The organism is Shinella sp. H4-D48, assembly GCF_022637395.1.
Classification (GTDB): domain Bacteria; phylum Pseudomonadota; class Alphaproteobacteria; order Rhizobiales; family Rhizobiaceae; genus Shinella; species Shinella sedimenti.
Map to the genome: position 1 here is coordinate 1398889 of NZ_CP093337.1, position 12458 is coordinate 1411346.

Consider the following 12458-nt stretch of genomic DNA (forward strand, 5'->3'; position numbering starts at 1 on the left):
CGTCCCGTCGCGCAATGGGTGGCTTCGATCAATGCAGATGGCAAGCGGGCAGGGTGCTGGTAGACATGGCGGCGGATGACGGAACGATGCAGCGCGAAATCGGAATGCTCACTGCCAAGGTGGACATGATCCTCGAGACGATGCGACGGTCAGAAGAGAAATCCGATGTCAGCCGTGCCTCGATGCATCGGCGGATGGATGACCAGGCCGACCGCATGGGAAAGGTTGAATCCACCGTCAACGGCGTTCAGGAAGATGTGAAGGAGATGAAGCCGGTCGTGGAGGAAATCCAGATGTGGCGGCAGCGCGGGATAGGGGCCCTCGCCATCGTTGGGATAGGAGCCTCGGCGCTCACCTTCATCGTGACGAAATTCGGCTCATCGCTGATGGCCTGGGTAGGGGCACGCTAGTGCAAGGCCTCTTGCGCGGGCACTCCGAAGGCCATATCTTGGTTTGGAGATTGCCCGTAACCCATTGATTCAGAGGACGCCAAATCAGATTCGGTTTGAAGTTTGGCTAAGGCAAATCAATAAAGGTCACGAGACTCTTAATCAGCGGGTCCACGGTTCGAGCCCGTGATCACCCACCAAATTCAATTACTTAGCGCATTTCTACCAACGCGCTTCCTTTTAAAATGAACAAGTCCAAGGCGCCTTAGGGCGCCTTTGTCGTTTATGCTCTTGACTACCTGGCGGGTGGGGAGACGGACGCGTCGTGGCTGTCAAATCTGTTTCAAAAGCCGTGACAGATGTGTGCCTGAAAAGGACGGAACCTCGCGCCGGATTCCGCGCTGGTCGTCGAATTTACCATGCTACCTGGCATTTCCCGTTGGTTGTGTAATTTCACTTGCCTGAAACGGGAAGGCGAACAATCTGACGTTCTGGCCATTGCGGCGCTGAACAATCAGGATTGTGTTTTATGTCGAACGAGCTTCGTTCTATTCAGTATCTGCGAGCCGTTGCCGCGCTGATGGTCGTGATCGTTCACTATCAGGCACCGTTGATCCGCCTTGGTTATCACGGATGGTCGCCGCAGGTTTTCGGCTCGGGCGTGGACATCTTTTTTGTCATTTCCGGCGTGGTGATGTGGCTTTCGACGGTGGACAGGGATCTGACGCCGGGCGATTTTCTGCTAAAGCGAGCGGTGCGCATCGTGCCGATGTACATCCTGATCACGCTGTTCATCGCGACCATCATGTTCGCGTTTCCCTGGGCGGTGAACAACGGGCACTTCGATGGACCGCACCTTGCAGCGTCGCTGCTGTTCATTCCGTGGGAACATCCCGATCTGAGCGGACATCTCTACCCGGTCTTCGTGCCTGGCTGGACGATCAATGCGGAGATGTTTTTCTACCTGCTGTTCAGCGTCGCGCTCTTGTTTGCGGTGCGCCTGCGGATCCTAGCGGTTGCCGTTGTCTTCGGGGTGCTGGTCCTCGCAGGAGCGATCCTGCGGCCGACCGGGCCCTTGTCGTTCTACACGGAGCCCTATCTGCTTGAGTTCCTGTTCGGCCTGGTGATCGCGGCAGGCTACAGGACTACAGGGCGGATCGGCATCCTGCCCTCGGCACTGCTGGTTGCCGGTGGCCTTGCAGGGCTGGTGCTTTCAGCCGCATTCGAGCCTTATGTCCAGGATGTCGATCGCACCGTCATCTGGGGTATTCCCGCCGCCATGATCGTTTGCGGCAGCATGTATCTTGAGCGCGCGGGTGCCCTGCGTCACAGCCGGATCATGCATTTTCTCGGGAACGCCTCCTATTCGATCTACATGACCCACACGATCGTGCTGTCCGCCTGTGGTTTCGTGCTGTCGCGCATCCCGCTCTCGCCGATTGCTCAGCAACTAATCTATCGTCCGTTCGCCATGGCTGCGGTGGTGACGGCGGGCTGTCTGACCTACGTTCTGGTCGAAAAGCCAATGACGAAGGGGCTTCGTGCACTGACTGGCCGCAGGCAGAGAAGGCAGCAGATCGCCTAGCGCTATCGTGCCGAAGACCGGTAACGCTCTTGCCTCGCAGGGCTTATTCACCATATTGCCTCCTCAACCGAATGGAGGATCTGGCATGAATGATATCCGGCGACCGGAAGAGGTGGTTTCGTACTGGTGCGATACGCTGACGGCCGAGAACTGGTGGAACTCGACGCCGGAACTCGATGCATGGGTCCACGAGCAATTCGCCGCGACGCATCTGGCGTTGTCGCGGGGCGTCGGGCCTGAATGGCGTGCGAGCGCCGAGGCACGGCTGGCCGCCATCATCGTGCTCGACCAGTTCCCGCGCAACATGTACCGCGCATCGCCTATGGCCTTCGCGACCGACTGGCTGGCGCTCAGGGAAGCGCAGCTGGCCCTTGAGGCCGGGGCGGACCAGGCAGTCGATTACGGGCGCCGCCACTTCTTCTACATGCCGTTCGAACATTCCGAAGCGCTGGCCGACCAGGATCGCTCAGTGCAGCTGTTCGAGGCGCATGGCGATGCGATGTATCTCGACTACGCCATCCGCCATCGCGACGTCATCGCCGAGTTCGGCCGCTTTCCCCATCGCAACGCCTATCTCGGTCGTGCCTCGACGCCGCAGGAGGAAATCTATCTCGCCCAGCCGGATGCGGGTTTCTAGACGCCGGGGCATGCCCATTTAAAATGGCCGCATTCATGGCTAGAAGGGTGTTCGTTCGCGCGCCTGCGAAGTCGCCTGTTTCCGTTCAGTGAGGATGGCCCGTTGCCGATCTCCCGTCTTCTGTCCGTTCTTCTTGCGGTTTTCGTGCTGGCCGTTTCCCCGGCCGGTGCTCAGACGGCCCCGGCGGTCGCGACGGATGTGGGCACGCAGCTGGATCAGGCGAATGACAGCCTCAACACCGCCGGCAAGCAGCTCGACGATATTCGCAAGCAGGTGGACGCCTACCAGGCCGACGATAACCGCCTTGTCGACCTGAAGGTCGAGGCGGAGACGCTCAACCGTTCGATTCTGGCGATCTCGGTGGCGCTGCGTCCGCGGCTCGACGCCATCAAGGCCCGGCAGACGGAACTCGGCGACCCGCCTGCGGAAGGCGAGCCGGCTGAAGCGGGGGTCGTGGTCGATGAGCGCAAGAAGCTCTCGGCCGAACGCAACCAGATCAACGCGATGACGGGGGAGGCCGAAAATCTCTCCATCGAGGCGACGAAGCTTTCCAACCGGATTACCGAAATCCGGCGGCAGCTGTTCAGCGAAGCGCTGCTGAAGCGCACGGAAATCACCCCCGAGCTTTTCAGCGATGCGGCCACCGCCATCGATGCGGAAGCACGCACGTTGCAGCGAACGGTAACGGCCTGGCTCCAGTTCGTGTGGAAGTTCAAGCGTTTGCAGCTGCTCGCCGCAGTGTCTCTCTCGCTGATGGCGGCCCTTGTGCTGCTCACGGGCAGTTACCGGCTGTTTTCGCCCTACATTACGCGCGTCGCCCAGCAGGAGAAGCCGCACTACATCACGCGGCTTTCCGTGGCCTTCTGGTCCACGGTCCTTCCAACGGCCGCCGCCGGCGCTTTCGCCGGCACCAGCTATTTCTTCCTGGATGCGTTCAAGGTCCTTCGCCCTGATACCGCTCCGATGCTTGCCGTGGCGCTCGCCGTCATGGTCGCGATCTTTTTCGTGGCCCAGCTTGCCAATGCCGTGCTGTCGCCCGGCGACGGGAACTGGCGACTGGTGCGTGTTTCCGATCACGGCGCGCGTCTTCTCTGGCTGCTGATCTTCAGCATGGCCATTGTCAACGGTGCCGACTACTTCCTGGGCGCGATCAGCGAAACGCTTGGCTCCCCGGTCATCCTGACCGTGGTCAAGAGCTTCTTCGCCTCCATCATCATCGGCTTACTGCTTCTCGTCACGGCCTTTGTGCAGCCCGTCCTGCGGCGCGGAGAAGCACCGGAGACGCAAGGCCATCAGTGGCCGCGTTCGGTTTTCGTGCTGCTTGTCCTGACTGGCCTCGGCCTCATCCTGGCATCGCTGCTCGGCTATGTGGGCCTGGCGCGTTTCGTGGCGGCGCAGATCGTCGTGACGGGCGCGATCATCGTGACGATGTATATCGGCTTTCTCTCCGGCCGCGCCGTATCTGCGACCAATGCCTTTGGTGCGACGGCCGTCGGCAAGCGGCTGGAGGAGCGCTTCGGGCTTAGTCCGATCGTGCTCGACCAGATCGGGCTGGTATCCGGCTTGAGCATTTACCTGCTGATCATCGTCCTCTTCCTGCCGATGATTTTCCTGCAGTGGGGCTTCCAGATTGCCGATATCGAGTCCTGGGCCTATCGCATCTTCACGGAAATCCGCATCGGCAGCATCACGATATCGCTGGTCGGCATTCTTGCCGGTATCGTGCTCTTCGCGGTCGGCTTCGTCGTCACGCGCTGGTTCCAGAAGTGGGTGGACGGCAACGTGCTTGCGCGAAGCCAGGTGGATGCGGGCGTGCGCAACTCCGTGCGCACCGCGGTTGGCTATGCGGGCGTGGCGCTTGCCGGACTCATCGGCATATCGGCGGCGGGGATCAACCTCTCCAGTCTCGCGCTCGTCGCCGGTGCCCTCTCGCTCGGTATCGGTTTCGGTCTGCAGAACATCGTGTCGAACTTCGTCTCAGGCCTCATCCTGCTGGCCGAGCGCCCGTTCAAGGTGGGGGACTGGGTGGTGGCGGGAACGACGGAAGGCTTCGTGCGGCGCATTTCGGTGCGTGCGACGGAGATCGAGACGTTCCAGCGCCAGACCGTGATCGTTCCCAATTCGGTGCTGATCAACGGTCAGGTCGGCAACTGGACGCATCGCAACAAGCTCGGCCGTATCGATATCGCCCTCAGCGTCCACGCCGGCAACGATCCCCGCCAGGTGCAGGAGATCATCGCCGATGTTGTCCGCGGCCAGCAGGGGCTTTTGCGCAACCCCGAGCCGGTGGTCGTCTTCCAGGCCTTTTCCGCCGCAACGCTGGATTTCGAGGTCCGCGCCTTCCTTGCCGACATCCTCAACGGAACGGCCGTGAAATCCGAGTTGCGTGCCGCCATCCTTGAGCGCTTCCGCGCCGATGGAATCGCGATGTCCGGGCCCGCAGCCCCCGAGGTGCCGGTCAAGATTTCGCCGGAGGGCGCTCTCCTTCTCTCGACGCTTCTCGAACAGGCGACGGAAAAGCTGGCGAAGCCGGCTGGAGCGCGCAACCGCAAGCCGGCTCAGGACACGCCCGACGCCTGATTTGTGGCACATGAATGCCGCATTCACGCTGCATTCAGCCGTCCCCGCATAAAACACATGCAAATCCCGCCGGGGAGCGATAGTGTTCTCCAGGGCGTGTGAAGAGGGGCGGCGCGTTGCGCCGGGCAAAGATGAAGCGAATGATCATGATGCTGCTCGTGTCGGCCGCAATGACTGCGCAGGCCGTTGCCGCCTCCGTGACGAACAAGGACGCCGAGACGCAGGTGCTGGTGGTCGTCGAGGACGGCAGCCGCATGGAGATCGCGCTGGAGCCGGGCGCGACGGAAACGATCTGCCCGGCCGGCTGTTTCGTCACCATGCCGAACGGCGACCGCATTGCGCTCGGCGGCGGCGAAGAGGTCGAAATCAAGGGCGGCGAGGCGCTGGTCAAATAGACCGCGACTGTGGTTTCCCACGACGATAATTTAACGCTTTCTCAAAGGGATGCATCTACGCCTTAACGTGGGGAAAATCTACGTAAGAAGGCAGATCATGGGGTTCATCGGCATTTCCGGGATGCAGTATTCCGGCGCGTCTCTCTCGCATCATCGCATCATCGTTGCCGAGGATTCCAACGTCTTCACATCCATGATCTCGAAACGGCTCAAGGAGCTGTTCGATATCGACGTGGAGATCTGCCGCAGCTTCGAGGAACTCGAGCTTGCCTATGACAAGTCCAGCGAGAAGATCACGCTGGCGATCTCCAACATCAACCTTCCGGGCGCGGAGAATGGCGAGGCGCTGAATTACCTCGTCGACCTCTCCATACCCACCATCGTGTTTACCGGCACCTTCCAGCAGACGACGCGCGACCAGCTTCTGTCCAAGGAGATCGTCGACTACATCCTGAAGGACAACATCTTCGCGGTGGACATGCTGGCCGAGTCGGTCTGCCGCTTCCTGACCAATCACAATCATCACGTGCTGATCGTCGATGACAGCGCAACGGCGCGTGCGCTCCTTTCCACGCGCCTCAAGCGCTACAACTTCCGCGTCAGTGTGGCGGAGAACGGCGCGGCAGCCCTCGCGCTCCTCAAGGCGAACCCGGACATCGGGCTGATGATCACCGATTACAACATGCCTGACATCGACGGTTTCGAGCTGACGCGGCGAATCCGCAGCACCATCGGCTCGCATCAGCTGCGCATCATCGGCATCTCGTCATCGACGGACAGGCTGCTTTCCGCGCGGTTTCTCAAGGCCGGCGGCAATGATTTCATCATGCGGCCCTTCATCGACGAGGAGTTCTACTGCCGCGTTAACCAGAACCTCGACACGCTTGCGCAGATCAAGAGCGCGCAATTCAAGATGGCCGGCTGAGCCTGCATTTTGCCGGCGGTTTGCCTCACGTAACGTGAGATATTTATGGCCGGATTAACGACTTGGTAAAGCGTGTGGGTTGTAATACCCGCAGATGAAAGTGTCATCGGGGTAGGGGAAGCGTGGACGTGGATTCGAATCCGCAGCGAGGACCGGCATTTCTGCGTCATACCGGCCAGAAGGTGCTGCTCGTGGAAGATTCGCGCATGTTTTCCACGGCCCTCAAGTACCGGCTCGAAAAGGAGCTCGGCCTCGATGTAACCCACTGCTCCAGCATGGCGGCGGTCCGGTCCATCTTCCAGGGCGATGCGCCGGAATTCGCGCTCGCCGTTCTCGATCTCAACCTTCCTGATGCGCCGAATTGTGAAGCGCTCGACTATGTGATCTCGAAGGGCATCGCCCCGCTCGTCTTCACCGGCTCGTTCAGCGACGCGACGCGCGACCAGATCCTCGCCAAGAACGTGCTGGACTATGTCGTGAAGGACAATCCGGCGGCGATCCAGCAGCTCGTTTTGGCGGTCGATCGTATCCTGACCAGCGGCAAGACGCAGGTTCTCGTTGTCGATTCCGATCCGGAAAGTCTGGAGAAGCAGGTCAGCCTCATCGCCAAGCAGCGTTTCCAGATCATAGCCGTCGAAACGGGCGCCGCCGCGCTGGAGGCGCTTGATACGCATGGCGGTATCGACATGGTGGTCTGCGACATCGCGCTTTCCGACATGAGCGGGTTCGATCTGCTCAGCGAAATCCGCAAGCGCCACGGCGACGATACGGTGCGTGTGGTGGGGCTCGCCCAATCCGAAGACCGCATGGTTGCCGCACGTTTCCTACGGGCCGGCGGCGACGAATATATCCAGAAGCCCTTCCTTATCGAGGAATTCAACAGCCGCATCTTCCATGTCGCGGCGATCCAGAAGCGTGTGCAGTCGCTGCATCGCATCGCCGCGCGCGACTACCTGACCGACATCTATAATCGCCGGTATTTCTTCGAGGCGGGCCCGCGCCTCGTCGAGCAGGCACTGCGGCGTGGTGAGCTGATGTCGATCGCCATTCTCGACATCGACCATTTCAAGCGCTTGAACGATACCTATGGCCATGAGGTCGGCGATGTCGTGCTGAAGGCCATCGCGCGGCGTCTGAAACATCGCGTGAGCGACCGGCATCTTCTGGCCCGCCTCGGCGGGGAGGAATTCGGCCTCATCTTCAATGGCTTGGGACTCGACGAGGCGCTGGACTATTGCGAGCGGCTGCGCCAGGAAATCGCAGCCCAGCCGATTGATGCCGATGGCGAGCCGTTGACGATCACCGTCTCTGTCGGCCTTGCGGTCATTTCCGACCGTGAAGCCTTCGACAACTATCTGAATGCTGCCGACCAGTTTCTCTACATGGCCAAGCATGCCGGCCGTAACCGGGTGTTCTCCGAACTGTCCCTGATGAAGGCGCTGGCAAGCTGATCCCCGCCACAGGGGCGGGGATATCATGCATTCCAAGAACTTTGGGTCAGCGTGCGATGGCCGACAGCGTCAACTTGCGTTCGGCGCGCTCCTGCTGGGGCGAGCGGTTGTAAAGTTCGCGGTAGCACTTGGAAAAGTGCGAGGCCGAGACGAAGCCGCAGGCGACTGCAACTTCCACGACCGGCATGGAAGACTGCACCAGCAAGTGGCGGGCACGGTCAAGCCGGATTTCCAGATAGTACCGGGCGGGCGAGCGGCCCATTTCCTGGCGGAAAAGACGCTCGATCTGGCGGCGCGACAGGTCCGCACCATCGGCGATCTCCAGCAGCGAGAGCGGCTCGGAGAGGTTCTTTTCCATCAGTTCGATGATCGACAGCACCTTGGCGTTCTGCACGCCGAGGCGGGCGCGCAGCGGCAGGCGCTGGCGGTCGTGTGGGCCGCGCACGCGGTCGGTGAGGGCCTGTTCGCAGACGCGGTTGACGAGGTTTTCGCCAAAATCCTGATCGATCAGGTTGAGCATCATGTCGAGCGAAGCCGTGCCGCCGGCGCAGGTATAGATGTTGCCGTCGATTTCATAGAGATCGGCATAGACGTCGGCCTGCGGGAATGCTTCGGCGAAGCCCGGCAGGTTCTCCCAATGGATGGCGCAACGCTTGCCGGAAAGCAGACCAGCCTGCGCCAGCACATGGGCGCCGGTACAGAGCGAGCCCACGGCGATGCCGCGGTTGTAGACTTCGCGCAGCCAGGCATTGACCGATTTGTTGGAGAAATCCTCCACATAAATGCCCGAACAGACCAGCACCATGGAGGGGCGGTTCTCGCCACCGAGATGCTTGCGCTCGTCGGCGAGGGAAGAATTTACCTCGATGCCGATGCCGCTGGAGGACAGCACCTGCTGGCCATCCGTGGAAGCGAGGCGCCAGGTGTAGGCCTCGTAGCCGAGCATGCGGTTGGCGATGCGCAACGTCTCGATTGCCGCCGAGAAGGGCAGCATGGAAAAGTTGGGCACGAGAAAGAAAACGAGAGAGCGCTTCTTGACGTCTTGCTTGTTCATCGGCGTGTCCATGCTGGTGAGGCGGAATGTCGCAATCGTCGCAGGCAATCCGGCCGTCGCGCTAGTATTTTTGCGACAGGAATAGGGATGGTTGCGACCGGAGTGTATGCCGTATCGCTGGGATGTCAGCGTCTTCCGGCGAAATTATGACAAAAGCCCATCGGTTGCGTATTTGCGACGCCGTCTGCGCCCTGGCCGGATTGCGACGATGGTATTTCGGCAAATGCAGCTGTTTGACAACACCGTCCGACACGGCGAGAAAAGCAGCCATCGAAAGAGAGGCGACAGATGCTGCCAGATGGATATTCGGATGTGCCCGCGGGAAAGCTCGCGACAGTGGTGACGCACCTCGAAATGCGAACGTCGCCGCAACGTGGCCATGACCCTGAACAGCCCGCCGTGACGCTTGCGCGTTTCGAAAGGCCTGATACCGCATGGTATCGCGATCTATACGCCCGTGTCGGCACCGATTGGCTTTGGGATTCGCGGCTGAGAATGGCGGAAGCGGATCTCACCGCCATCCTCACCCATCCCGACGTCGAAATCTACGCGGTGATGAAGGACGGGCGCGCCGAAGGCTTGCTGGAGCTGGATTTCCGCGAAGAGGGGGCCTGCGAACTTGCGTTTTTCGGCCTTACCCCCGCCATGGTCGGGAACGGCACGGGGCGCTGGTTGATGAACCGGGCGATCGCGCGCGCCTGGTCGCAGGAGGGACATGCGCCGATCGGGCGCTTCTGGGTCCACACCTGCACGCTCGATTCGCCACAGGCGCTGAATTTCTACATTCGCTCGGGTTTTGTGCCGGTGAAGCGGCAGGTCGAGGTCTTCGACGATCCGCGACTGACCGGCGTTTTGCCGGACACCGCGGCGCCCCAGGTGCCGATCCTGCGGGCCTGATGCAAAACCGCCGGCTTGACGTTCAAAGTCAGAGCCGGCGGCTTAGGCTTGGTCGATATGCGGCATGGCGCCGTTACAGTCTGCCCTCATCGTGTCGACTGTGTCGCTGTCTTGGGCGCTGAGCGGAAGCCGATATCCTTGCGCAGGTCATAGGGCATGCTTTCCAGTTCACGCTCCAGCCGGCTGCGTTCCCATGCGGAGACGATCCGCCCGGAGAGGTCGCGGATGAAATGCGCGAAGGTGTGACCGAACCGGGCGCCAGTCGCGCGCCGTGCCTGCCGATGTTCCAGTATGAGTGTCATGTTAGGTTCCTTTCGTGCTTGGGAGTTCCGAAAGGTCGCGACCATATTGAGACTGTGCCGCAACCTGATGCATCAATCAAACGAATATATTTGATCCGATTGATCAGCATTCTTCATGGTCTGCGGTCGGTGGCCACTGGATATCCTGCTTGAGATAGTCGGGCAGCTGCGCCATTTCCCAAGCCGTATGATGCGCGGAGATGCGTCGGCGACGGGCCTGGATCCTCTCATTCACAAAACGCTGGATGGCGTAATAAAATCCATTTCCGCGGATGCGAACGGCAATCTCGCCGCCGAATGCATGGAGTTTTTCGCTTTTCATGGCGTTTTTTCCTCATGTTCGTTTGTTTACCCGTTGACTATCCGCCTCGCCGGGTCTTCAATCAAACGAAATGAAATGAGCTTTGAATTCATTTTTTCTGATCCATGGAGATTGGCCATGAACCTGTTGATGCGTCAGACCCTACCGCTGCTCGAACTGGATATCCTGCGGACGTTCGTGGCGATCGCCGAGACCGGGAACTTCACGACCGCCGCCGAGACCGTGCATCGCACGCCCTCTGCCGTCTCCATGCAGATCAAGAAACTGGAGGAGATGCTGGGCTGCTCGCTGTTTCGCCGCGATGCCCGCTCGGTCGTGCTCACCCACCAGGGCGAGGTGCTCCTGTCCTATGCGCGCCGGCTGATCGCGCTCAGCAATGAAGCGGTCTCACGTTTCATGATGCCCGAAATGAATGGCGTCGTGCGTCTCGGCGCGCCTGACGATGTCGGTGAACTGATACTGCCGGAAGTGCTGCGGCGCTTTGCCGAGACCTATCCGTCCATCGCCGTCAACGTGTCGATCGAGACCAGCAGCAACCTGCGCCGCGCGGTCGCCGAGCGGCGTCTGGATCTGGCAATCTTCAATGCGACCGACGGCACGCTTCCTGTTCCCGGCGAGATCCTGTTGAAGGAGCAGCTGGTCTGGGCGGGCAAGAATTGCGGCAATGCCCATCTGAAGAATCCCCTCCCGGTGTCCGTGTGGGAAGAGGGCTGCATCTGGCGCGCACGCGCTCTGGAAGAGTTGAGCCGGTCGGGGCGTGATTTCCGCGTCGCCTATTTCTGCGCGCACCATATGGGCCAGCGCGCAGCCATTCGCGCCGACCTCGCCGTTGCGCCCCTCGCACGCTTTCTGGTTGGTGATGACATGGTGGCGCTCGGAGAGAAGGATGGCCTGCCGGACCTCGGCCACTATCTCATCGGCCTCGTTGTCAACGAGGACCTGGACGCGCCCGCGCAAGCAGTCGCAGACTACATCCGCGCTGCCTTCGCCCGTATCGAGCGGCGGCCCATGGAGATGCTCCAGGTCGCCTGCTGATCTCGGGTCGGACGGTCGGGGCTCGTGCCCCGGCCTCGTTTTACTCGTAGGTGTAGGACGCGCACATATCCGCGTCGCTCGACGGGACGTCCTGTGTCGAGAAGACCGCGACCGTTGTCGTGCTTGCGTCTCCCCAGGAGGCGACATAGGTCACGGGCTCGCCGCACAACCGGTTGCCGTTGAGCAGAACCGGGTCCTCCGGATCGGCGACGCTATAGACAGAGGCATTTACCGTTTCCCCGCCGACAACAAACGTATCGCCGACAAGCTGGTCGAAGGTGATCTTCTTGCCGTTCTCGAAGGTGATGCCGAAATCGTCGAACTCGATGTCGCCCGTAATCGACATCGCGGTGTTGCTGATGGCCGAATAGCTGTCCGCAAGGGCCGGTGAGGCGAGCACAAGGGAAAGGGTCAGGATGAGAAGCTGTCTGCTGGTCATGGACTATCTTTCGGGAATGGCTGCGCGTCAGTATCGGCGGCAGCTCATGGTACGGTTGCTTTCGGACGAGGAGAAGGACAACGTGTCGTCCGTGATCTCCGAGAGCGTGATGTAGACCTCGTCCGTAAGGAACAGCGTATAGGAGCCGTCGGAGCCCTCCTGAACTTCCTGAATGGTAAAGTCGTCGTCGCCGGTGCTGTACACCGTGGAGGTGAAGACGAAGGGGGCTCCGTCGCAGTTCCATTCCCCGGTAAACGGATAGTCCTCCTGGGCGCTCGCAGAAAGGCTGCTTACGGAAAGCAGGACGAGGCAAAGCGCGGCAGGGCGGGCGAGCGACATGAAGATGCTTTCGTGAATGGCAGCGCAGCCGCGATGACCGCACGATAGATGCACGACCGACGCATGACGGCCTCGATCCATTCGCACACCATGCCGATAAACCGCCGA

At 60.7% G+C, this 12458-nt stretch carries 14 protein-coding genes; 9 read left to right on the forward strand and 5 right to left on the reverse strand.

Translation table 11 applies throughout. The annotated features are described in order from the left end of the window. Nucleotides 1-14 precede the first annotated feature (14 nt). From MNR02_RS06770 to MNR02_RS06800, 7 genes are all read left to right on the forward strand, one after another. Complete coding sequence (locus MNR02_RS06770; protein ID WP_241948572.1) at nucleotides 15-410, forward strand: DUF1515 family protein; 396 nt, start codon at nucleotides 15-17, stop codon at nucleotides 408-410. 508 nt (nucleotides 411-918) lie between these two features. After that, nucleotides 919-1974 (forward strand): acyltransferase, encoded by a 1056-nt coding sequence (locus MNR02_RS06775; protein ID WP_241948573.1) that lies wholly within the window; start codon nucleotides 919-921, stop codon nucleotides 1972-1974. An 85-nt stretch (nucleotides 1975-2059) separates the two neighbouring features. After that, complete coding sequence (locus MNR02_RS06780; protein WP_241598622.1) at nucleotides 2060-2611, forward strand: DUF924 family protein; 552 nt, start codon at nucleotides 2060-2062, stop codon at nucleotides 2609-2611. A gap of 102 nt (nucleotides 2612-2713) precedes the next feature. After that, on the forward strand, nucleotides 2714-5191 hold the full coding sequence (locus MNR02_RS06785) for a mechanosensitive ion channel family protein (protein WP_241948574.1): 2478 nt from the start codon (nucleotides 2714-2716) through the stop codon (nucleotides 5189-5191). Between the two features lie 140 nt (nucleotides 5192-5331). Beyond that, nucleotides 5332-5586 carry a hypothetical protein gene (locus tag MNR02_RS06790; protein ID WP_370879898.1) on the forward strand — a complete coding sequence of 85 codons (255 nt, stop codon included), beginning with the start codon at nucleotides 5332-5334 and terminating at the stop codon, nucleotides 5584-5586. A 97-nt stretch (nucleotides 5587-5683) separates the two neighbouring features. Continuing rightward, complete coding sequence (locus tag MNR02_RS06795; protein ID WP_241948575.1) at nucleotides 5684-6511, forward strand: response regulator; 828 nt, start codon at nucleotides 5684-5686, stop codon at nucleotides 6509-6511. Nucleotides 6512-6639: 128 nt separating this feature from the next. Then, nucleotides 6640-7962: a diguanylate cyclase gene (locus tag MNR02_RS06800; protein WP_241598643.1), complete on the forward strand. Its 1323-nt coding sequence runs from the start codon at nucleotides 6640-6642 to the stop codon at nucleotides 7960-7962. A 46-nt stretch (nucleotides 7963-8008) separates the two neighbouring features. Here MNR02_RS06800 and MNR02_RS06805 read toward each other — a convergent pair whose 3' ends face one another. Continuing rightward, nucleotides 8009-9016, reverse strand: a complete 1008-nt coding sequence (locus MNR02_RS06805) for a GlxA family transcriptional regulator (RefSeq protein ID WP_134649479.1) — start codon at nucleotides 9014-9016, stop codon at nucleotides 8009-8011. A gap of 288 nt (nucleotides 9017-9304) precedes the next feature. On the opposite strand from MNR02_RS06805, the gene MNR02_RS06810 reads away from it, so the two are divergent. Further along, on the forward strand, nucleotides 9305-9913 hold the full coding sequence (locus MNR02_RS06810) for a GNAT family N-acetyltransferase (RefSeq protein WP_241948576.1): 609 nt from the start codon (nucleotides 9305-9307) through the stop codon (nucleotides 9911-9913). A gap of 86 nt (nucleotides 9914-9999) precedes the next feature. Here the strand turns inward: MNR02_RS06810 and MNR02_RS06815 are convergent, their stop codons facing one another. Further along, on the reverse strand, nucleotides 10000-10215 hold the full coding sequence (locus MNR02_RS06815; RefSeq protein ID WP_241948577.1) for a hypothetical protein: 216 nt from the start codon (nucleotides 10213-10215) through the stop codon (nucleotides 10000-10002). A 103-nt stretch (nucleotides 10216-10318) separates the two neighbouring features. Next, entirely contained in the window at nucleotides 10319-10537 is a 219-nt protein-coding gene (locus MNR02_RS06820) for a hypothetical protein (RefSeq protein ID WP_241948578.1), read from the reverse strand. A gap of 117 nt (nucleotides 10538-10654) precedes the next feature. Between MNR02_RS06820 and MNR02_RS06825 the strand changes: the two genes are divergently transcribed. Continuing rightward, nucleotides 10655-11572, forward strand: coding sequence for a LysR family transcriptional regulator (locus MNR02_RS06825; protein WP_241948579.1), 918 nt, complete (start codon nucleotides 10655-10657; stop codon nucleotides 11570-11572). Nucleotides 11573-11612: 40 nt separating this feature from the next. On the opposite strand, the gene MNR02_RS06830 is transcribed toward MNR02_RS06825, so the two are convergent. Next, on the reverse strand, nucleotides 11613-12011 hold the full coding sequence (locus MNR02_RS06830) for a hypothetical protein (RefSeq protein WP_241598652.1): 399 nt from the start codon (nucleotides 12009-12011) through the stop codon (nucleotides 11613-11615). Between the two features lie 27 nt (nucleotides 12012-12038). Continuing rightward, nucleotides 12039-12350, reverse strand: coding sequence for a hypothetical protein (locus MNR02_RS06835; RefSeq protein ID WP_241948580.1), 312 nt, complete (start codon nucleotides 12348-12350; stop codon nucleotides 12039-12041). Nucleotides 12351-12458: the final 108 nt, after the last annotated feature.